We start from the raw sequence: 19744 nt of genomic DNA, 5'->3' as shown, positions 1-19744 counted from the left end.
CAGCCATATTCGACGAGAATTGCTTTGCCTTTGGCTAAAATGTCTCACCCGGCAAGAACAGAAATCATGGTTGCGCAAACATTTAGCCGGTTGCGCTAACAGGCTTCTCGCCCTTGCCAGACGGCCTCTATGCTCCGTGAACGCAGGACCAGGAGGCCAGATCATGCTGCAGACCGCGCCGGAGGACACTCTTACCGACATCGCCCCTCTTCCGAAGAGGGCGTGCCACAATCTGGACGAGGCCCAGCTGATCGAGGTCGCGCTGCGCGCCGGGGAGGGCCACCTGGGGCCGGGGGGCGTGCTGGACGTCCGCACCGGAGCCCATACCGGCCGCAGCCCCCGGGACAAGTTCGTCGTCCGCAGCGCCAGCACCGAGCAGGGCATCTGGTGGGACACCACCGCCCCAATGGCGCCGGAGGCCTGGCAGCGCCTGCACGGCGACATGATGGACTACCTCGCGGGGCGCGAGCCGCAGGTGCAGGACCTGCTGGCCGGCGCCGACGCGCAAGCGCAGCTGAAGGTCCGCGTGGTCACCGAACTTGCCTGGCACGCCCTCTTCATCCGCCACCTGCTGCGCCGGCCCGACGCCGAGGCCCTGGCCCGCTTCGCGCCCGACTGGACTGTGGTGAACTGCCCCGGCTTCACCGCCGATCCGGCCCGCCACGGCTGCCGCAGCGGCACGGTGATCGCGCTGAACTTCGATGCGCGCTGCGTGCTGATCGCCGGCACGCATTACGCCGGCGAGACCAAGAAGGCCGTCTTCACGCTGCTGAACTACCTGCTGCCCGAGCGGGGGGTGCTGCCGATGCATTGCTCGGCCAACCATGCGCCGGAGGACCCCGAGGACGTCGCCATCTTCTTCGGCCTCTCGGGGACCGGCAAGACGACGCTTTCGGCGGCGCCCGACCGCACCCTGATCGGCGACGACGAGCACGGCTGGTCCGATCGCGGCATCTTCAACATCGAGGGCGGCTGCTACGCCAAGACCATCTCCCTCTCGCCCGAGGCGGAGCCCGAGATCCACGCCACCACCCGCCGCTTCGGCACCGTGATCGAGAATATGATCCGCGACCCCGAGACGCAGGCGCTGGATTTCGAGGATGATTCCATCACGGCGAACATGCGCTGCGCCTACCCGCTCGAGGCGATCGCCAGCGCCAGCGCCACCGGCCTTGGCGGGCATCCGCGCAACGTCGTGATGCTGACCTGCGACGCCTTCGGCGTGCTGCCGCCCATCGCCCGGCTGACCCCGGCGCAGGCGGTCTACCATTTCCTTTCAGGCTTCACCTCGAAGGTCGCGGGCACCGAGCAGGGCGTGACCGAGCCGCAGCCCACCTTTTCGACCTGCTTCGGCGCGCCCTTCATGCCCCGCCGCCCCGAAGTCTATGGCGCCATGCTGCGCGAAAAGATCGAGGCGCATGGCCCGGACCTGTGGCTGGTCAACACCGGCTGGACCGGCGGCCCCCATGGCACCGGCCACAGGATGCCGATCGCGGCCACGCGGGCCCTGCTGGCCGCCGCGCTTGACGGGCGGCTCGCGCAGGGCGCCTTCCGCAGCGATCCGGTCTTCGGCTTCGCGGTGCCGCTGGAGGCGCCGGGCGTCGATGCTGCGCTCCTGACGCCGCGCGACACATGGGCCGACGGCGCCGCCTTCGACGCGCAGGCGCAAAAGCTCGCCCAGCTGTTCGCGAAGAACTTCGAGCGTTTTGCGCCCCATGTGGACGAGGCGGTGCGTGCCGCGGCGATCGGCTAGCCCGTGCCCGCGCCTAGCCGGCGGGCACCGGCACTTCGCCGCTGTAGTCGTAAAAGCCGCGGCCGCTCTTGCGGCCCAGCCAGCCGGCATCGACATGGGCGCGCAGCAGCGGGCTGGGACGATACTTGGGATCGCCCGTCTCGCGCTGCAGCACCTCCATGATCGAGAGGCACGTGTCGAGGCCGATGAGGTCGGCCAGCGCCAGCGGCCCCATCGGCTGGTTCGCCCCGAGGGTCATCGCCGCGTCGATGGCGGCCACGTCCCCCACCCCGTCGTGCAGGGCGAAAACGGCCTCGTTGACCATGGGGATCAGGATGCGGTTGACGATGAAGGCCGGGTGATCGCGCGCCTCGACCGGCGTCTTGCCGAGCCGCCGCACGAAGGCCAGCGCCGCCTCGACGACGGCCCCATCCGTGGCGAGGCCACGGATCACCTCGACCAGGGCCATCGCCGGGACCGGGTTCATGAAATGCACGCCAAGCATCCGCTGCGGCCGGTCCGTCGCCGCGGCCAGCCGCGTGATCGAAATCGAGGAGGTATTGGTCGCGAGGATCGTCTGCGGCCCCAGATGCGGCACCAGCTGGCGGAAGATGTCCAGCTTCAACGCCTCGCGCTCCGTCGCCGCCTCGATCACCAGATCGCTGCCGCCGATCGCCGAGAGGTCCGGCGCATAGGCGATGCGCCCCAGCGCCTCGTCCCGCTCCTGCTGCGACAGCGCCCCCTTGGCGACGCGGCGGTCCAGAAGACGCGCGATGATGCGCGGCGCGGCCTCCAGCGCGCCGGCGCTGGCGTCGGTCAGATGCACCTCCAGCCCGGCCAAGGCGCTGACCAGGGCGATGCCCGATCCCATCTGCCCGGCCCCGACGATGCCCACCGTCTCAATTGTCATACCCAGCCCCCTCGCCTGCCCGGCGCAGTCTAGGCGCGGTTTAGGCATTCCGAAACCCCGCCGCGGCATACTGGCCGCAACGTCGAAGGGATCTGGACAATGAAGCACGAGCACTTGGGCCAGGAGCCGTACTACGGCGCCTGCGTCTACGGTCAGTCGAAGCTGTTGTTCCGCGGCCCGCGCCGCTCTCTCAAGGCGTCCTATACCGCCTTTGTCGGCAGCACCGAGACCTTCGGCAGGATGGTGGAAACCCCCTTCCCCGCGCTGGTCGAGCAGGCGACGGGGCATCGCGCGCTGAACCTCGGCTGCATGAACGCGGGCATCGACGCCTTCCTGCATGATCCGCAGATCCTGACGCTCTGCCGCGCGGCCGACCAGGTGGTGCTGCAGGTCATGGACGCGGCGAACATGTCGAATCGATTCTACCGGGTCCACCCGCGCCGGAACGACCGCTTCCTGCGGCCCTCGAGCGTGCTCGAGGCGCTTTATCCCGAGACCGATTTTTCCGAGATCTGTTTCACGTGGCACCTGCTGGAGGTGCTTCACGCGACCTGCAGAACCCGCTTCGAGGCTGTGCGCGAAGAGCTGCAATGCGCCTGGCGGGCCCGTATCCAGACGCTGCTCGACCGGCTGGAGACGCCGCCGCATCTCCTGAGCCTGACGGCGCCGGCACCAGAGCGCGCAGAGGCCGCCTCCGGACTGCCGAAGCAGCGGCCCCTCTTCGTCACCAGCGCGATGGTCGAGGCGCTGCGCCCGCGCGTCCGCGACATCGTCACGGTCGAGGTCGCGCCCGAGCCGGTGGACCACCTCCTCGCCCTCGCAGGCGCCCCGCCGCCGCGCTTGGGCGGCGCCAGCCTGCCCGGGCCGACAGGGCATGAGCAGATCGCGCGGGCCCTCGCCCTGGCGCTGGAGAGCGCACCACGCTGACCCGCCTGAAACGCAAAGGGCCCCGCCGAAGCGGGGCCCTGAGGATGCCGTAACGAAGGGGGGAGGATCAGTCCTCCAGCGCCTCTTCCGCCTCGAGACGGGCGCGGTCGGCGGCGCCCTTGGCGCTCTCGTCGCGGTCAACCAGTTCGATGATCGCCATCGGCGCCATGTCGCCGTAGCGGAAGCCGGCCTTCAGCACGCGGACGTAGCCGCCCGAACGCTCAGCGTAGCGCGGGCCGAGGATCTCGAACAGCTTGGCGACGTGCTGGTCCTGCTTGAGCTGCGCGGCAGCCTGGCGGCGCGCGTGCAGATCGCCGCGCTTGCCAAGGGTGATCAGCTTCTCGACCACGCGCTTGAGGTCCTTCGCCTTGGGCAGGGTCGTCTTGATCTGCTCGTGCTCGATCAGGCTGCCGGCCATGTTGGCGAAGAGCGCCTTGCGGTGCTCGTGGGTGCGGTTGAGACGGCGGTATCCGCTTCCGTGACGCATTGTCTAACTCCTTCAGCTTTTATGCTTTGTCCGGCCACCGATGCGTGTCAGCGGCTCTCCTTGGGGCATCATTGCCCGGGTCGTTTCAGGTCCGAGGGGCGGGCCGAAGCCCGCCCTTTTTTAGAACTGGTCTTCGAACTTCTTGGCGAGATCCTCGATGTTGTCGGGCGGCCAGTCCTCGACTTCCATGCCGAGGTGCAGGCCCATGCCGGACAGCACTTCCTTGATCTCGTTCAGCGACTTGCGGCCGAAGTTCGGGGTGCGCAGCATCTCGGCTTCGGTCTTCTGGATCAGGTCGCCGATGTAGACGATGTTGTCGTTCTTCAGGCAGTTCGCCGAGCGGACCGAAAGCTCCAGCTCGTCGACCTTCTTCAGAAGCAGCGGGTTGAACTCCAGCCCCTCGTCCATCGAGGCACCGGCGCCATTGTCCGGCTCTTCGAAGTTGACGAAGACCTGCAGCTGGTCCTGCAGGATGCGCGCGGCATAGGCTACGGCGTCCTCGGGGGTGATGCTGCCGTCGGTCGAGACCTTCATCGTCAGCTTGTCGTAGTCCAGAACCTGCCCCTCGCGGGTGGGCTGAACATCATAGCTGACCTTCTTGACCGGCGAATAGATCGCATCGATCGCGATCAGGCCGATCGGCGCGTCTTCCGGCTTGTTCTTGTCGGCCGCGACATAGCCCTTACCGGTGTTGACCGTCAGCTCCATGTAGAGCGAGGCACCATCGTCGAGGTGGCAGATCACGTGATCGCGGTTCAGGACCTCGATCCCGGCGCTCTCGCTGATGTCGCCCGCGGTGACGGCGCCCGGGCCGGTGGCCTGAACGGAGAGGCGCTTGGGCCCCTCGACTTCCATCTTCAGGGAGACGCCCTTGAGGTTGAGGACGATGTCTGTCACGTCCTCGCGCACGCCGGCAACCGACGAGAACTCGTGCAGGACGTTGTCGATCTGCACGGAGGTGATCGCGGCCCCCTGCAGCGACGACAGCAGGACGCGCCGCAGCGCGTTGCCCAGCGTCAGACCGAAGCCACGCTCGAGCGGTTCGGCGACCACGGTCGCCTCGCGCTGAGGATCGCTGCCCGGACGCACGTCAAGCTGCGTCGGCTTGATCAGCTCGGCCCAGTTCTTGTGGATCATGCATTCCCTCCATTCCTGTCCGCTCTCCTGCACCAGAGCGCGGACTCCCGAGGTTTCAAAATGACGAACCGGGGCCGCGCCAATGGACGCAGCCCCGGCAAAAACCGGAAATCAGACGCGGCGGCGCTTCGGCGGACGGCAGCCGTTGTGCGCGATCGGCGTCACGTCGCGGATGGACGTGATGTTGAAGCCGGCGGCAGCCAGGGCGCGCAGCGCGCTCTCGCGGCCCGAACCGGGGCCCTGCACCTCGACCTCGAGGGTCTTGACGCCATGCTCCTGGGCCTTGCGGCCCGCATCTTCGGCGGCGAGCTGGGCGGCATAGGGCGTCGACTTGCGGCTGCCCTTGAAGCCCATCGTACCGGCAGACGACCAGGAGATCGCGTTGCCCTGCACGTCGGAGATCAGGATTTTCGTGTTGTTGAAGGACGAGTTCACATGCGCCACACCGGCGGCGATGTTCTTCGAGACCTTTTTCTTGCCACCACGGGCGCGAGTATCGCGTGCCATAATCTAGCGCTCCCTTATTTCTTCTTGCCGGCAATGGCCTTCGCGGGGCCTTTGCGGGTGCGAGCGTTGGTATGGGTGCGCTGGCCGTGGACCGGCAGGTTGCGGCGATGGCGCAGCCCGCGGTAGGAGCCGAGGTCCATCATCCGCTTGATGTTCATCTGCGTCTCGCGGCGCAGGTCGCCCTCGACGGTCAGGTTGTTGTCGATGTACTCGCGGATCGCCAGCACTTCGGCGTCGCTCAGGTCCGAGACCCGGCGGCTGTGATCAATGCCAGCGGCATCGGCGATCTGGCGGGCGGTCGAATCACCGATGCCGGTGATGTAGGTCAGGGCGATGGGAACCCGCTTCGCAGTCGGGAGGTTCACGCCGGCAATACGTGCCACGGTGGTATCCTTTCGTTGCGGCTCCGTCGCGCCAGAGCCTTTTTTCACAACTTAAGCCCGCGCCGATGGGTGCGGGCCTGTCGTTCAGGTGATCCGCGCGGCGGCTGCCGCACGACCGAATCCTTAAGATGGGGCTGGATATTGTCGCGGGCGCCCCGCGTCAAGACCCAAGCGCGTTTCCGCCTGCCGCCGGGTGGCGGCAAAGGCGGTCACACCTTTTCGGGCTCTTTCAGCACGGCGGCGATCTCGTCGCCGACGGTCCCGATCTCGGCCAGCGCGTCGATCGAGCGCAGGGTGCCCTTCACGTGGTAATAACCGACAAGCGGCGAGGTCTGCTTGTAGTAGGTCAGCAGCCGCGTGCGCAGGCTTTCGGCATTGTCGTCGGCGCGGCGCTTGAACTCCGTCCCGCCGCAGGTCGTGCAATGACCGTCCGTCGGGATCGGCCGCGTCACGTCGTGATAGACGTCGCCGCATTGCGCGCAGGTGGCGCGCCCGGTGATCCGGCCGACGAGAACCTCGTCCTCGACCCGCATCTCGATCACGTGGTCGATACGCTGTCCCATGTCCTCGAGCAGCGCCTCGAGGGCGTCGGCCTGCGCGAGGGTGCGCGGGAAGCCGTCGAAGATCGCGCCGGCGCCCTTCAGAGCCGAGAGGTGCTCGCGGATCAGGCCGATGACGATCTCGTCAGTGACGAGATGCCCTTGGTCCATGACCTCGGCGACCTTGTTGCCCATCTCGGTGCCGCTGGTGCGCGCGGCCCGCAGCATGTCGCCGGTCGAGAGCTGCACCATGCCCCGCTCCTCGACGAGGCGCCGTGCCTGGGTCCCCTTCCCCGCTCCCGGCGGGCCCAGAAGAATGATGTTCATCGCCGCGCCGGCCCCCTAGTCCGCTGCTTGCCCTTGCCCGCCGCGCCGCGCTTGCCGCGCAGCTGCGACTTCTCGATCAGACCCTCGTACTGATGCGCGAGCAGGTGGCTTTGGACCTGCTGGATCGTGTCCATGCCGACCGAGACGACGATCAGGATCGAGGTGCCGCCGAAGTAGATCGGGATCGCCATCGCGTTGCGCAGGATCTCGGGCAGAAGCGCCACCAGCGCGAGATAGGCCGACCCCAGGACGAGGATGCGGTTCAACACGTAGTCGAGGTATTCCGCCGTCCGCTTGCCCGGACGGATGCCGGGAATGAAGCCGTTCTGGTTCTTGAGGTTGTCGGCGACATCCTCGGATTTGAAGGCGACTTCCTTGGTGTAGAAATAAGTGAAGAAGACGATCATCGCGCCGAAGAACAGCACGTAGAGCGGCTGCCCGCGACCGAAGAGCGCCAGCAGCGTCGACAGCACCGGGCCCGTCGTCTCGCCCGAGAAGGTCGAGATCGTGGTCGGCAGCAACAGGAGGGCGCTGGCGAAGATCGCCGGGATCACGCCGGCCGGGTTCACCTTCATCGGCAGATGCGAGGAGCCGCCGTCGTACATCTTCATGCCCACCTGGCGGCGGGGATACTGGATGTGGATCTTGCGCAGGCTGCGCTCCATGAAGACCACGAAGGTCAGCACCGCGATCACCAGCAGGATCACCCCGATGATGGTCGCAGGCCCGATGGCGCCGGAGCGGCCTTGGCTGAGGAACTGCGCCGCGGCGGCCGGAAGCTCGGCCACGATGCCGACGAAGATGATCAGGCTGATGCCGTTGCCGATGCCGCGGGCGGTGATCTGCTCGCCCAGCCACATCAGGAACATGGTGCCGCCGACCAGCGTGATCATGCAGGAAATGCGGAAGAACCAGCCGGGATCGGCCACGAGGTTGCCCGCCTCGAGGCTGGCGGCAAGGCCGTAGGCCTGGAAGGTCGCCAGCAGCACGGTGCCGTAGCGCGTGTACTGGTTAATCTTCTTGCGGCCGGCGTCGCCCTCTTTCTTCAGCTGCTTGAGCGGCTCGTACATCGAAGCCATGAGCTGCACGATGATCGAGGCCGAGATATAGGGCATGATGCCGAGGGCGAAGATGCCCATCCGCCCCAGCGCGCCGCCGGTGAACATCGACAGCACGCCGCCGAGGCCCGAGGCCGCCCCTTCCATGAACTCCCGGAGAGAGGCGCCGTCGATCCCGGGAACCGGGATGTAGGTGCCAAGCCGGTAGACCATCAGAAGACCGATGGTGAAGAGGATGCGCTGCCGAAGCTCGGTCGCCTTGCCGAAGGCGCCCCAGCTCATGTTGGACGCCATCTGTTCTGCTGCTGATGCCATAGCCGGCTCTCTGTCATGTCAGCGCCGCCGGACCGTGTCCGGCCGGCGGCGCGAGGAAGAACACCTAACGATCTAAGCGGCGCAGGCTACGAGAGCAAGCGATCGCCTCAGATGGCTCACTCGGCCGCGGCCGCCTCGGGGGCGCCGGTGACGGTCAGGCTGCCGCCGGCCTTCTCGACCGCCTCGACAGCGCCCTTCGAGGCGCCGGTGACGGTGATCGAGGCCTTGGCAGTGAAGTCACCCTTGGCCAGAACGCGGATGCCGTCGCGCTTGCGGCGCACGAGGCCGCTGTCGACCAGCTCGTTCTCGGTGATCTCGCTGCCCAGCTTGCCGGCGTCGATGAACTTCTGGATCAGGCCCAGGTTCACGACGGCGAATTCCTTGCGGTTCGGCTTGTTGAAGCCGCGCTTGGGCAGACGCTGGTAGAGCGGCATCTGGCCGCCCTCGTAGCCCTTGATCGCGACGCCCGAGCGGGACTTCTGACCCTTGATACCACGGCCGCCCATCTTGCCCTTGCCGGAGCCGGGGCCACGGCCAACGCGCATCGCCTTCTTGGTGGCGCCGGGATTGTCGCGCAGTTCGTTCAGTTTCATGTCGCTTCTCCTTGCCGGATGCGGCCCCCAGCGACGGGAGCGGCCGAACACGGCTTTGCAGGTGGTTGAGTCGCCCCGGACGGGGCCACCGGCGGCAGATACACGCTTGCCGCGCGCCGTGCAAGCGATCCGGCCCCCTCGGCCTGCCGCTGCGTCGATGCCATTTGATGCGCGCCCCATCATGCCTAGGTCATGGGCAGAGGGCACCGCTCCCCGGCAACGATGACAGAGGAACGCAGAATGAAGGCGATCAAGCTACAGGCGCCCGGCGGGCTGGACCGTCTGGCGGTGACCGAGATGGAGGATCCGGGCGATCCCGGCCCCGGCGAGATCAGGGTTCGTATCCACGCCAGCTCTCTCAACTTCCATGACTACGGCGTGGTCTCGGGCACCATGCCGGCGGAGGACGGGCGCATCCCGATGTCCGACGGCGCCGGCGTCGTCGAGGCCGTGGGCGAGGGCGTGACCGAATTCGCCGCGGGCGACAATGTCGTCTCCTGTTTCTTCCCCAAGTGGGAAAGCGGGGAGCCGAAGGTCAGCGACTTCTCCGAGACGCCCGGCGACGGCATCGACGGCTATGCGCGCGAGCTCGTCGTGCGCCCCGCCAGCTGGTTCACCAAGGCCCCCGAGGGCTGGAGCCACGAAGAGGCCGCGACGCTGACCTGCGCCAGTCTGACCGCCTGGCGCGCGCTGGTAGTCGATGCCGGGATCAAGCCCGGCGACGACGTGCTGGTCCTGGGCACCGGCGGCGTGTCGATCTACGCGCTGCAGATCGCCCGGGCCATGGGTGCCCGTGTCTTCGCGACCTCCTCCTCGGACGAGAAGCTCGCCCGCCTGACGGAGATGGGCGCCGCGGGCGTCGTGAACTACAAGACGGACGAGAACTGGGGCAAGACCATCGCCGGCATGACCGGCGGACGCGGCGTCGATATCGTCGTCGAGGTCGGCGGCCCCGCGACATTGCGCAACTCGATCCACGCCTGCCGGATCGGCGGCCACATGGCCCTGATCGGCGTCCTTACCGGCGTGAAGGGCGAGGTGCCGACAGTGAACCTCATGCGCAAGCAGCAGGTGCTGCAGGGTCTTGTCGTCGGCAGCCGCAGCCACCAGCAGGACATGGTCCGCGCGATGGAGGCCACGGGCCTGCGTCCCGTGCTCGACCGCAGTTTCGCGCTGGATGAGATCGCCGATGCCTTCCGGCACGAGGAATCCGGGGCCCACTTCGGCAAGATCACCCTCAGCTTCTAGGCCCCTGCCCCGCCTTGGAAACGAAAAAGGCCCCGGAGCGATGCTCCGGGGCCTTTCTCTTGTTCGGTGCGAAGGGGCGGCTTAGCCGCGCTCTTCGATGATCTCGACCAGATGCGGGATCTTGGCGACCATGCCACGGACCGAGGGGGTATCCTCAAGCTCGCGAGTCTTGTGCATCTTGTTCAGGCCCAGGCCGATCAGCGTCTTGCGCTGGACCTCGGGGCGGCGGATCGGCGAGCCGATCTGCTTCACGACGATCGTTGCCATGCCTTACGCCTCCTCAGCCACTTGGGTGGACTCGGAGGCCGCTTCGTCCCGCTTGGGCAGGATGTCGGCGACCTTCTTGCCACGACGCTGGGCAACCGACCGCGGGCTCTGCTCGGCCCGGAGACCGTCGAGCGTGGCGCGGATCATGTTGTAGGGGTTCTGCGAGCCGAGGCTCTTCGCCACGACGTCATGCAGGCCCAGCATCTCGAAGACGGCACGCATCGGGCCACCGGCGATGATGCCGGTACCGGCGGGCGCGGTCCGCATGACGACGCGACCGGCGCCGTGGCGGCCGTAGACGTCGTGATGCAGGGTCCGCCCCTCGCGCAGGGGGACGCGGATCAGGCTGCGACGCGCCTGCTCCGTGGCCTTGCGGATGGCCTCGGGGACCTCCTTGGCCTTGCCCTTGCCGAAGCCGACGCGGCCCTTCTGGTCACCCACGACCACGAGAGCGGCAAAGCCGAAGCGCTTGCCCCCTTTCACGGTCTTGGACACCCGGTTGATCGCGACGAGGCGGTCGGCGAATTCGGGGTTCTCGTCGCGGTCGCGACGGCGATTATCACGCTCTGCCATATCCGTCTCCTCAGATCTTCAGCCCGGCATCACGTGCCGCATCGGCCAGGGCCTTGATGCTGCCGTGATACAGGAAGCCGCCGCGGTCGAAGTAGGCGGCCTCGATGCCGGCCTTCTTCGCCCGCTCGGCGATGGTGGCGCCGACCTTCGCGGCCGCCTCGACATTGTTCTTGCCGAGGATGCCGAGGTCCTTCTCGAGGGTCGAGGCCGAAGCCAGGGTCACCCCGTTCAGGTCGTCGATCAGCTGCACGCTGATGTTCTTGTTGCTGCGGTGAACCGACAGGCGCGGACGCCCCGCGTTCACCTTGCGCAGCTTGCTCCGGACGCGCTGACGGCGCTTCAGGAACAGGTCCCTTTTGCTGATAGCCATTTATCGCGTCCTTACTTCTTCTTGCCTTCCTTACGGAAGATGAATTCGCCCTGATAGCGGATGCCCTTGCCCTTGTAGGGTTCGGGACGCCGCCAATCGCGGATGTCGGACGCGACCTGGCCGACACGCTGCTGATCGATACCCTCGATCACAACTTCGGTCGGACGCGGCGCGGTGATGGTGATCCCATCAGGCACCGTGAAGTCCACGTCGTGGCTGTAGCCGAGCGCCAGCTTCAGGGTGTTGCCCTGCATCTGCGCCCGGTAACCCACGCCCTGGATTTCCAGCGTCTTCTTGAAGCCCTCGGTGACGCCCGTCACGCAGTTCTCGATCTGCGTGCGGGACATGCCCCACTGCTGACGCGACCGCTTGGACAGGCCGCGCGGCGTCACCTTGATGCCGTCGTCTTCGACGGTCAGGGTCACATCGTCGGTCGCCGTGAAGCTGCGGGTGCCTTTCGGCCCCTTCACGTCGAGGGTCTGGCCCTTGACCTCTGCGGTGACGCCAGAGGGGAGAGCAACCGGTCTTTTTCCGATACGAGACATTCTGGCCTCCTCAGAATACGGTGCAGAGCACTTCGCCACCGACGTTGGCGGCGCGGGCACTCTGGTCCGACATCACGCCCTTGGGGGTCGAAACGATCGACACGCCAAGGCCCTGACGCGGGCTGGGAAGGTCGGACGCGCTCATGTAGACGCGGCGGCCGGGCTTGGACACGCGCTTCACCTCACGGATGACGGGCGTGCCTTCGTAGTAGCGCAGGGCGATTTCGAGGGTCGGGTGGCCGTTCTTGTCGGCGCCCTTCTCGTAACCACGGATGTAGCCTTCGTCGGCGAGCACATCCAGAACCCAGGCCCGCAGCTTGGAGGCGGGCGTGGACACGTTCTGCTTGCCGCGCAGCTGCGCGTTGCGGATACGGGTCAGCATATCCCCGATGGGATCGTTCATCTCTAACCCTCCCTTACCAGCTCGACTTGACCATGCCGGGGATTTCCCCGTTGGAACCGAGGTTCCGAAGCATGATCCGGCTCAGCTTGAGCTTGCGATAGTAGGCGTGCGGACGCCCCGTAAGCTGGCAGCGGTTGTGCAGGCGCGTCGGCGAGGAGTTGCGCGGCAGCTCGGCGAGCTTGAGGTTCGCCTTGAAGCGCTCTTCCACGGACAGCGACTTGTCGTTCGCGGTTTCTTTCAGCGCGGCACGCTTGGCGGCATACTGCTCGACCAGGCGCTGACGCTTCTTCTCGCGTTCGATCATGGATTTCTTGGCCATATCTTTTCCCTTCCCGCGATCAGCTGTTGAACGGCATGTTGAAATGCTTCAGCAGCGCCTTCGCTTCCGCGTCGGTCTTCGCGGTGGTGCAGATGACGATGTCCATCCCCCAGACTTCATCGACCTTGTCGAAGTTGATCTCGGGGAAAACGATGTGCTCTTTCAGACCCGTGGCGTAGTTGCCGCGGCCGTCGAAGCTCTTGCCCGAGACGCCGCGGAAGTCGCGGATACGGGGCATGGCCACGGTGATCAGGCGGTCCAGGAATTCGTACATCCGGTCGCCGCGCAGCGTGACCTTGGCGCCCAGGGGCATCTGCTCACGGACGCGGAAGCCGGCGATGGACTTCTTAGCCAGCGTGACGACGGCCTTCTGACCGGCGATCGTGGTCAGGTCGTCCTGAGCCGACTTGGCCTTCTTGGAGTCGCGCACGGCTTCGGAGCCGCAGCCGATGTTCAGCACGATCTTGTCGAGACGCGGGATCTGCATCTCGTTCTTGTAGCCGAACTCTTCCTTGAGCGCGCCTTTGACGCGGTCCCGGAATTCCGTCCGCAGACGGGGGGTATAGGTGGCGGTGTCCAGCATCAGATCACGTCCCCTGTCGTCTTGGCAAAGCGGACCTTCTTGCCGTCTTCCACGCGGAAGCCGACACGGGTTGCCTTGCCGTTGGCATCGACGATGGCCAGGTTCGACAGGTCGATCGGCATCGCCTTCGACTGGCGGCCGCCCTGGTTCGACTGGCTTTGCTTCATGTGGCGGATGGCGATGTTCAGCCCTTCGACCACGGCCTTGCCGGCCTTGGGATCGACGGTCTGGATCTCGCCCTGCTTGCCCTTGTCCTTGCCGGCAAGCACGACGACCTTATCGCCCTTCTTCAGCTTCGCAGCCATCAGAGCACCTCCGGCGCGAGCGAAATGATCTTCATGAAGCTCTTGCCCCGAAGCTCGCGCACGACCGGGCCAAAGATACGGGTGCCAACCGGCTCACCGTTGTTGTTGAGGATCACGGCGGCATTGCGATCGAAGCGGATGGCGGTGCCATCCTCACGGCGCACTTCCTTGGCGGTGCGCACGACGACGGCCTTGCGGACATCGCCCTTCTTCACGCGGCCCCGCGGGATCGCTTCCTTCACCGACACCACGATGATGTCGCCGACGGAAGCGTACCGGCGGTGCGAGCCGCCGAGGACCTTGATGCACTGAACTCGGCGAGCGCCAGAGTTGTCAGCGACATCCAGATTAGTCTGCATCTGGATCATGGGTTACTCCCGACCTTTGGGGGCTGTTCTCATTATGACCCCCAGGGTTTCGTAAAACCGGATGTGACCGCCATCAGGCGGTGGCGATCACTTCCCAGCGTTTCGTCTTGGACTTGGGCGCGCATTCCTGAATGCTCACCTTGTCGCCGACATTGAAGGACCCGACCTCGTCGTGGGCGTGGTACTTCTTCGATTTCCGGATCGTCTTCTTCAGCACCGGGTGCGTGAAGCGACGCTCGACCGAGACCGTGAGGGTCTGCGGGTTCTTGTTCGAGGTGACGGTGCCCTGAAGGATACGCTTCGGCATGATCAGGCCTCCGTGCTGGCGTCAGAGCCGGTGGCGGCTTCGGCCGCCTTCTGGCTCAGGATGGTTTTCACCCGGGCGACGTCACGACGGACGATGCGCATGCGGGCGGTGTTCTCGAGCTGGCCGGTGGCCTGCTGGAAGCGCAGGTTGAACGCTTCCTTCTTGAGATCGACGAGCTGCTCGCGCAGCTGGTCGGGGGATTTATCGCGCAGATCATTGGCGGCGAGCGCCATGGCCTGTTCCTTTCTGCAACATCACCGGAGGGCCCCCGCCCGTTGCTGCGGGGTCACCCTGATTCCCGATGGAGATGGGATGAGCGCGCCTAATAGCGGCTGAGGCCGCGCATGGCAAGGCGTCGCAGGGGAATGGCCGCAATTCGCCTCGAATTCGGGCTGTCTGCGGCCCCTGCCCGGAAAGCAAAGGCCCCGCCGGATGGTCCGGCGGGGCCTTCGAAGATCATCTGCGGGACTGAGTTACCAGTCTTCGCGGACCACGGTCCGGGTCTTGATCGGCAGCTTCATCGCGGCCAGGCGCAGGGCCTCGCGCGCGACCTCTTCGCTGACGCCATCGATCTCGAACATGATCCGGCCGGGCTTGACCTTGGCGGCCCAGAAATCGACCGAACCCTTACCCTTACCCATCCGGACCTCGGTGGGCTTGGACGAGACGGGCACGTCCGGGAAGATACGGATCCAGACACGACCCTGACGCTTCATGTGGCGGGTCAGAGCGCGGCGGGCGGCCTCGATCTGACGCGCCGTGATGCGCTCGGGCTGGGTGGCCTTCAGGCCATAGGTGCCGAAGTCCAGGTTGAAGCCGCCCTTGGCCTCACCGTGGATGCGGCCCTTGTGCTGCTTGCGGAATTTCGTGCGTTTCGGTTGAAGCATCGTTCAATCTCCTTACCGGTCGCCGCGCCGGCCACCGGCGCCACGCGGCACGGGGCCTTCCTGCAGCTCGGCCTGCTTGCGCTCGCGCGCCTGGGGATCGTGCTCCATGATCTCGCCTTTGAAGATCCAGACCTTGATCCCGATGATGCCGTAGGGCGTCATCGCCTCGCTCAGGGCGTAATCGATGTCGGCACGCAGGGTGTGCAGGGGCACGCGGCCCTCGCGGTACCATTCGGTCCGGGCAATCTCGGCGCCGCCGAGGCGGCCCGCGAGGTTGATCCGGATACCCAGGGCACCCATGCGCATCGAGTTCTGCACGGCCCGCTTCATCGCACGGCGGAAGCCGACACGACGCTCGAGCTGCTGGGCGATGCTCTCACCCACCAGAGCGGCGTCGAGCTCGGGCTTGCGCACCTCGACGATGTTGAGGTGCAGCTCGCTCGAGGTCAGGTTCGATAGCTTGCGACGCAGCGTCTCGATGTCCGCGCCCTTCTTGCCGATGATGACACCGGGGCGGGCAGCGTGGATCGTGACGCGGCACTTGCGGTGCGGACGCTCGATGATCACGCGGCTGATGCCGGCGGCCTTGCACTCTTTCTTGATGAATTCCTTGATGGCGAGATCTTCGAGAAGAAGATCGCCATAGTCCTTCGTGTCGGCGTACCAGCGGCTGTCCCAGGTCCGGTTGACCTGAAGCCGCATGCCGACGGGATTGACCTTGTTACCCATCAGACTTGCTCCTCGTTTTGCCGGACCTTGATGGTGATCTCCGAGAACGGCTTGACGATGCGGCCGAAACGACCACGAGCCCGCGGACGGCCCCGCTTCATCACCAGGTTCTTGCCGACCCAGGCCTCGGCGACGACAAGCTCGTCGACGTCGAGGTTGTGGTTGTTCTCGGCATTCGCGATCGCCGATTGCAGGCACTTCTTCACGTCGATCGCGATCCGCTTCTTCGAGAAGGTGAGATCGTTCAGAGCGGTCTCGACCTTCTTGCCGCGGATCAAGGCGGCGACGAGGTTCAGTTTCTGCGGGCTGGTACGAAGCATCCGGATCTTGGCCATCGCTTCGTTATCGGCCACGCGGCGCGGGTTCTTTTCCTTGCTCATGGCTTATTTCCGCTTCGCTTTCTTGTCGGCCGCATGACCGTAGTAGGTCCGGGTCGGCGCGTACTCGCCGAACTTCTGGCCGATCATCTCTTCGGAGACGAGCACGGGGACGTGCTTGTGACCGTTGTAGACGCCGAAGGTGAGGCCGACGAACTGCGGCAGGATGGTGCTGCGGCGCGACCAGATCTTGATCACTTCCTTGCGCCCGCTCTCTCGCGTCGCCTCGGCCTTCTTCAGGACGTAGGCGTCGACGAACGGGCCTTTCCAAACGGAACGAGCCATATCAGCGGCCTTTCTTGCGGGCGTGGCGCGAGCGGAGAATCATCTTCGACGACGCCTTGTTCTTGTCACGGGTACGGCGACCCTTGGTGTCCTTGCCCCAGGGCGTGACCGGGGTCCGGCCGCCGGAGGTGCGACCCTCACCACCACCATGCGGGTGGTCGATCGGGTTCATCGCGACACCGCGGACGCTGGGCCGCTTGCCGAAGTGGCGGGTGCGGCCGGCCTTGCCGAGGTTCTGGTTGCTGTGGTCGGCGTTCGACACGGCACCGATGGTGGCCATGCACTCCTGCCGGACCATGCGCAGCTCGCCCGAGGACAGGCGGATCTGGGCATAGCCGCCGTCGCGACCGACGAACTGGGCATAGGTGCCCGCGGCGCGCGCGATCTGGCCGCCCTTGCCGGGCTTCAGCTCGATGTTGTGGACGATCGTCCCGATCGGCATGCCCGAGAAGGGCATCGCGTTGCCGGGCTTGATGTCGGCGCGCTTGGCGGCCACGACCTTGTCGCCGATGGCGATGCGCTGCGGCGCCAGGATGTAGGCCTGCTCGCCATCTTCATAGGCGATCAGCGCGATGAAGGCGGTGCGGTTGGGATCGTATTCGATCCGCGCGACCACGCCCGAGACGTCGAACTTCGTGCGCTTGAAATCGACGATGCGGTAGAGGCGCTTTGCCCCGCCGCCACGACGCCGAGAGGTGATCCGTCCGGTGTTGTTCCGGCCGCCATGCTTGCTCAGACCCTCGGTGAGGGACTTGACAGGGCGTCCTTTCCAAAGCTCCGAACGGTCGATCAGCACCAGCCCGCGCTGGCCAGGCGTCGTCGGCTTGTACGACTTGAGTGCCATGCTTTCTGTCTTCCGTTGCTTTGCGGGCGCGACCTCGTGCCGGCCCGGTTCTTCCAAAGGGCCCCGAAGGTCCCCGACGAAAACCGCGGCCCCGGAACTCGTCCGGGGCCGCAGCGATGGGCTTCGTTATTAAAGACCCGTGGTCACGTCAATGGTGTTGCCCTCGACGAGGGTGACATAGGCCTTCTTCACGTCCGACCGGGTGCCCGGCTGGCCGCGGAACCGCTTGGTCTTGCCCTTGGTGATGACGGTGTTAACCGCCTTCACCTTGACGCCGAACAGCGCCTCGACGGCTTCCTTGATCTGCGGCTTGTTCGCATCCGAGGCCACCTCGAAGACGACGGCATTGGCCTCGGAGGCCATGGTCGCCTTTTCGGTGATGATCGGCTTGCGGATCACGTCGTAGTGCTCGGGCTTCGCGCTCATTTCAGTCGGGCCTCCAGGGCTTCGACACCGGCGCGGGTCACGACGAGCGTGCCGGAGCGCAGGATGTCGTAGACGTTGGCACCCATGGAGGGGAGCACGTCCAGGTTGGCGATGTTGCGCGCGGCCTGAACGAAGCCCTCGTTGGTCTGGGCTCCGTCGATGACCAGCGCCTTCTTCCAGCCGAGCGAGGTGATCTGCTTGGCCAGGGCCGAGGTCTTGCCCTCCGAGGCGGTGTCCTCGAGGATCACCAGCTCGCCGGCTTTGGCCTTGGCGGACAGCGCGTGGCGCAGGCCCAGCTTGCGGAACTTCTTCGGCAGGTCGTGCTCGTGGCTCCGCGGGGTCGGGCCCTTGTAGGTACCACCGTGACGGAAGATCGGCGCCTTCTTGGAGCCGTGGCGAGCGCCGCCGGTTCCCTTCTGACGGTAGATCTTCTTGGTCGAGTAGCTCACCTCGGACCGGCCCAGCGTCGAGTGCGTGCCCTGCTGGGCCCGCGCACGCTGCCAGCGCACGACGCGGTGAAGGATGTCGGCACGCGGCTCCAGGCCGAAGATCTCGTCGTCGAGATCAACGGAACCGGCAGTCGCGCCATCCAGCTTGAGGACGTCAGCCTTCATTTTTCTCGCCTCCGTTCTCGCCGTTGTCGGCCTGTTGCGCCTCTTCGGCCTCGGCCTCTTCGATCGCGGCCTGTTCGGCTTCGGCCGCGGCCTTCGCGGCGGCTTCTTCCTCGGCAGCGGCCTGGGCGGCAGCCTCTTCGGCGGCGCGCTTGGCTTCCTCGGCGTGGCTCTTCAGCGCCGCCGGGAACACGACGTGCTCGGCCAGCGGCTTCTTCACGGCGTCCTTGACGGTGACCCAGCCACCCTTGGATCCGGGCACGGCGCCCTTCACCATGATCAGGCCGCGGTCGATGTCGGTGCGGACGACCTGCAGGTTCTGCGTGGTCACGCGGGCAGCGCCCATGTGGCCGGCCATCTTCTTGCCCTTGAACACCTTGCCGGGGTCCTGACACTGGCCGGTCGAGCCGTGCGAACGGTGGCTGATCGACACACCGTGCGTGGCGCGCAGGCCGCCGAAGTTGTGCCGCTTCATGGCACCGGCGAAGCCCTTACCGATCGAGGTGCCGGACACGTCGACGTATTGGCCTTCGAAGTAGTGGGCGGCGATGATCTCCTCGCCCACTTCGATCAGGTTCTCGGGCGCGACGCGGAATTCGGCCAGCTTGCGCTTGGGCTCGATCTTCACCGCGGAATACATGCCCCGCAGGGGCTGCGTCACGCGCTTGGCCTTGGCGCGGCCGGACCCGAGCTGAACGGCGGAATAGCCATCCTTCTCGACCGTGCGCTGGGCCACGACCTGGCAGCCGTCAAGCTGCAGGACAGTCACGGGAACCTGCTTCCCGTCTTCCAGAAACAAGCGGGTCATGCCCACCTTCTTAGCGATCACTCCGGAGCGCAGCATCTCTATCGCCCTCCTCAGACCTTGATCTCGACATCCACGCCGGCGGCGAGGTCGAGCTTCATCAGCGCGTCCACCGTCTGCGGGGTCGGGTCCACGATGTCGAGCAGACGCTTGTGCGTGCGGATCTCGAACTGGTCGCGGGATTTCTTGTCGATGTGAGGTCCACGCAGAACGGTGAACTTCTCGATCTTGTTCGGCAGCGGGATCGGGCCGCGGACCGAGGCGCCGGTGCGCTTGGCGGTCTGCACGATCTCATGCGTCGACGCGTCCAGGACGCGGTAGTCGAACGCCTTGAGACGGATCCGGATATTCTGGCTTTGCGAGGCCATTGACGTTTCCCTTCAAGGGTTGGGGTCCCAGAGGTGGACGGGCGGAATTGCCCCGCCCACGTAAGCCCCGTCTTCAAACCGTAAGGCGGGCCCGAAGGCCCGCCCCGTGACACAGAGCGCGGCCTTGGCCGCGCCCTACCGGTTCATCACTCGATGATCTTGGCGACGACGCCGGCGCCGACGGTGCGGCCGCCTTCACGGATGGCGAA

The 19744-nt window shown here is 66.1% G+C and carries 31 protein-coding genes; 3 read left to right on the top strand and 28 right to left on the bottom strand.

From position 1 onward, the window contains the following. Positions 1-163: 163 nt before the first annotated feature. On the top strand, positions 164-1753 hold the full coding sequence (locus DFP88_RS09060; RefSeq protein ID WP_110814092.1) for a phosphoenolpyruvate carboxykinase: 1590 nt from the start codon (positions 164-166) through the stop codon (positions 1751-1753). 13 nt (positions 1754-1766) lie between these two features. Here DFP88_RS09060 and DFP88_RS09055 read toward each other — a convergent pair whose 3' ends face one another. After that, on the bottom strand, positions 1767-2642 hold the full coding sequence (locus DFP88_RS09055; protein WP_110814091.1) for a 3-hydroxybutyryl-CoA dehydrogenase: 876 nt from the start codon (positions 2640-2642) through the stop codon (positions 1767-1769). 99 nt (positions 2643-2741) lie between these two features. Here DFP88_RS09055 and DFP88_RS09050 point away from each other — a divergent pair, with 99 nt between their 5' ends. Then, positions 2742-3569, top strand: coding sequence for a DUF6473 family protein (locus DFP88_RS09050; protein WP_110814090.1), 828 nt, complete (start codon positions 2742-2744; stop codon positions 3567-3569). A 67-nt stretch (positions 3570-3636) separates the two neighbouring features. On the opposite strand, the gene rplQ is transcribed toward DFP88_RS09050, so the two are convergent. The 7 genes from rplQ to rplO form a co-directional block, all read right to left on the bottom strand. Continuing rightward, on the bottom strand, positions 3637-4056 hold the full coding sequence (rplQ, locus tag DFP88_RS09045; protein WP_110814089.1) for a 50S ribosomal protein L17: 420 nt from the start codon (positions 4054-4056) through the stop codon (positions 3637-3639). A gap of 120 nt (positions 4057-4176) precedes the next feature. Further along, positions 4177-5193, bottom strand: a complete 1017-nt coding sequence (locus tag DFP88_RS09040) for a DNA-directed RNA polymerase subunit alpha (protein WP_110814088.1) — start codon at positions 5191-5193, stop codon at positions 4177-4179. Between the two features lie 111 nt (positions 5194-5304). Beyond that, entirely contained in the window at positions 5305-5700 is a 396-nt protein-coding gene (gene rpsK, locus DFP88_RS09035) for a 30S ribosomal protein S11 (RefSeq protein WP_110814087.1), read from the bottom strand. 14 nt (positions 5701-5714) lie between these two features. Then, complete coding sequence (rpsM, locus tag DFP88_RS09030) at positions 5715-6083, bottom strand: 30S ribosomal protein S13 (RefSeq protein WP_110814086.1); 369 nt, start codon at positions 6081-6083, stop codon at positions 5715-5717. A gap of 209 nt (positions 6084-6292) precedes the next feature. Beyond that, on the bottom strand, positions 6293-6949 hold the full coding sequence (locus DFP88_RS09025) for an adenylate kinase (protein ID WP_110814085.1): 657 nt from the start codon (positions 6947-6949) through the stop codon (positions 6293-6295). After that, on the bottom strand, positions 6946-8322 hold the full coding sequence (gene secY / locus DFP88_RS09020) for a preprotein translocase subunit SecY (protein ID WP_110814084.1): 1377 nt from the start codon (positions 8320-8322) through the stop codon (positions 6946-6948). Before secY ends, DFP88_RS09025 begins: the two co-directional genes overlap by 4 nt. 116 nt (positions 8323-8438) lie before the next feature. Continuing rightward, on the bottom strand, positions 8439-8915 hold the full coding sequence (gene rplO / locus DFP88_RS09015; RefSeq protein WP_110814083.1) for a 50S ribosomal protein L15: 477 nt from the start codon (positions 8913-8915) through the stop codon (positions 8439-8441). Positions 8916-9155: 240 nt separating this feature from the next. Here rplO and DFP88_RS09010 point away from each other — a divergent pair, with 240 nt between their 5' ends. Beyond that, on the top strand, positions 9156-10163 hold the full coding sequence (locus DFP88_RS09010) for a zinc-dependent alcohol dehydrogenase family protein (RefSeq protein ID WP_110814082.1): 1008 nt from the start codon (positions 9156-9158) through the stop codon (positions 10161-10163). Positions 10164-10244: 81 nt separating this feature from the next. Here DFP88_RS09010 and rpmD read toward each other — a convergent pair whose 3' ends face one another. The 20 genes from rpmD to rpsJ all read right to left on the bottom strand — a co-directional run bounded on the left by rpmD (position 10245) and on the right by rpsJ (position 19535). Beyond that, positions 10245-10430, bottom strand: a complete 186-nt coding sequence (gene rpmD / locus DFP88_RS09005) for a 50S ribosomal protein L30 (RefSeq protein ID WP_110814081.1) — start codon at positions 10428-10430, stop codon at positions 10245-10247. 3 nt (positions 10431-10433) lie between these two features. Beyond that, positions 10434-11003, bottom strand: a complete 570-nt coding sequence (gene rpsE / locus DFP88_RS09000) for a 30S ribosomal protein S5 (RefSeq protein ID WP_110814080.1) — start codon at positions 11001-11003, stop codon at positions 10434-10436. 10 nt (positions 11004-11013) lie between these two features. After that, positions 11014-11373, bottom strand: coding sequence for a 50S ribosomal protein L18 (gene rplR, locus DFP88_RS08995; protein ID WP_110814079.1), 360 nt, complete (start codon positions 11371-11373; stop codon positions 11014-11016). Positions 11374-11384: 11 nt separating this feature from the next. Continuing rightward, positions 11385-11918, bottom strand: a complete 534-nt coding sequence (rplF, locus tag DFP88_RS08990) for a 50S ribosomal protein L6 (RefSeq protein WP_110814078.1) — start codon at positions 11916-11918, stop codon at positions 11385-11387. A 10-nt stretch (positions 11919-11928) separates the two neighbouring features. After that, entirely contained in the window at positions 11929-12321 is a 393-nt protein-coding gene (gene rpsH, locus DFP88_RS08985; RefSeq protein WP_110814077.1) for a 30S ribosomal protein S8, read from the bottom strand. A 13-nt stretch (positions 12322-12334) separates the two neighbouring features. Further along, positions 12335-12640 carry a 30S ribosomal protein S14 gene (rpsN, locus tag DFP88_RS08980; RefSeq protein WP_110814076.1) on the bottom strand — a complete coding sequence of 102 codons (306 nt, stop codon included), beginning with the start codon at positions 12638-12640 and terminating at the stop codon, positions 12335-12337. Between the two features lie 19 nt (positions 12641-12659). Next, positions 12660-13223 carry a 50S ribosomal protein L5 gene (rplE, locus tag DFP88_RS08975; RefSeq protein ID WP_110814075.1) on the bottom strand — a complete coding sequence of 188 codons (564 nt, stop codon included), beginning with the start codon at positions 13221-13223 and terminating at the stop codon, positions 12660-12662. After that, positions 13223-13528, bottom strand: coding sequence for a 50S ribosomal protein L24 (gene rplX / locus DFP88_RS08970; RefSeq protein WP_110814074.1), 306 nt, complete (start codon positions 13526-13528; stop codon positions 13223-13225). The genes rplE and rplX overlap by 1 nt, the downstream gene beginning before the upstream one ends. Beyond that, positions 13528-13896: a 50S ribosomal protein L14 gene (gene rplN / locus DFP88_RS08965; RefSeq protein WP_110814073.1), complete on the bottom strand. Its 369-nt coding sequence runs from the start codon at positions 13894-13896 to the stop codon at positions 13528-13530. The genes rplX and rplN overlap by 1 nt, the downstream gene beginning before the upstream one ends. A 73-nt stretch (positions 13897-13969) precedes the next feature. Continuing rightward, complete coding sequence (rpsQ, locus tag DFP88_RS08960; protein ID WP_110814072.1) at positions 13970-14203, bottom strand: 30S ribosomal protein S17; 234 nt, start codon at positions 14201-14203, stop codon at positions 13970-13972. A gap of 2 nt (positions 14204-14205) precedes the next feature. Next, complete coding sequence (gene rpmC, locus DFP88_RS08955) at positions 14206-14436, bottom strand: 50S ribosomal protein L29 (protein ID WP_110814071.1); 231 nt, start codon at positions 14434-14436, stop codon at positions 14206-14208. Between the two features lie 240 nt (positions 14437-14676). Further along, a complete protein-coding gene (rplP, locus tag DFP88_RS08950) occupies positions 14677-15090 on the bottom strand; it encodes a 50S ribosomal protein L16 (protein ID WP_110814070.1) in 414 nt (137 codons plus the stop codon). Positions 15091-15102: 12 nt separating this feature from the next. Continuing rightward, positions 15103-15819 (bottom strand): 30S ribosomal protein S3, encoded by a 717-nt coding sequence (gene rpsC / locus DFP88_RS08945; protein WP_110814069.1) that lies wholly within the window; start codon positions 15817-15819, stop codon positions 15103-15105. Continuing rightward, positions 15819-16199, bottom strand: coding sequence for a 50S ribosomal protein L22 (gene rplV, locus DFP88_RS08940; RefSeq protein WP_110814068.1), 381 nt, complete (start codon positions 16197-16199; stop codon positions 15819-15821). The genes rpsC and rplV overlap by 1 nt, the downstream gene beginning before the upstream one ends. 3 nt (positions 16200-16202) lie before the next feature. After that, positions 16203-16481: a 30S ribosomal protein S19 gene (gene rpsS / locus DFP88_RS08935; protein WP_110814067.1), complete on the bottom strand. Its 279-nt coding sequence runs from the start codon at positions 16479-16481 to the stop codon at positions 16203-16205. 1 nt (position 16482) lies between these two features. Beyond that, positions 16483-17325 (bottom strand): 50S ribosomal protein L2, encoded by an 843-nt coding sequence (gene rplB / locus DFP88_RS08930; protein ID WP_110814066.1) that lies wholly within the window; start codon positions 17323-17325, stop codon positions 16483-16485. A 129-nt stretch (positions 17326-17454) separates the two neighbouring features. After that, positions 17455-17751, bottom strand: a complete 297-nt coding sequence (locus DFP88_RS08925) for a 50S ribosomal protein L23 (RefSeq protein WP_110814065.1) — start codon at positions 17749-17751, stop codon at positions 17455-17457. Further along, positions 17748-18365: a 50S ribosomal protein L4 gene (rplD, locus tag DFP88_RS08920; protein WP_110814064.1), complete on the bottom strand. Its 618-nt coding sequence runs from the start codon at positions 18363-18365 to the stop codon at positions 17748-17750. The genes DFP88_RS08925 and rplD overlap by 4 nt, the downstream gene beginning before the upstream one ends. Further along, positions 18355-19206: a 50S ribosomal protein L3 gene (gene rplC, locus DFP88_RS08915; protein ID WP_110814063.1), complete on the bottom strand. Its 852-nt coding sequence runs from the start codon at positions 19204-19206 to the stop codon at positions 18355-18357. Before rplC ends, rplD begins: the two co-directional genes overlap by 11 nt. Positions 19207-19220: 14 nt before the next feature. Continuing rightward, positions 19221-19535, bottom strand: a complete 315-nt coding sequence (gene rpsJ / locus DFP88_RS08910) for a 30S ribosomal protein S10 (protein WP_110814062.1) — start codon at positions 19533-19535, stop codon at positions 19221-19223. Positions 19536-19744: the final 209 nt, after the last annotated feature.

The organism is Pseudoroseicyclus aestuarii, from assembly GCF_003217255.1.
Taxonomy (GTDB): Bacteria; Pseudomonadota; Alphaproteobacteria; order Rhodobacterales; family Rhodobacteraceae; genus Pseudoroseicyclus; species Pseudoroseicyclus aestuarii.
Note: the sequence above shows the minus strand (reverse complement) of the source record. Positions and strands in the feature narration are given on the sequence as shown.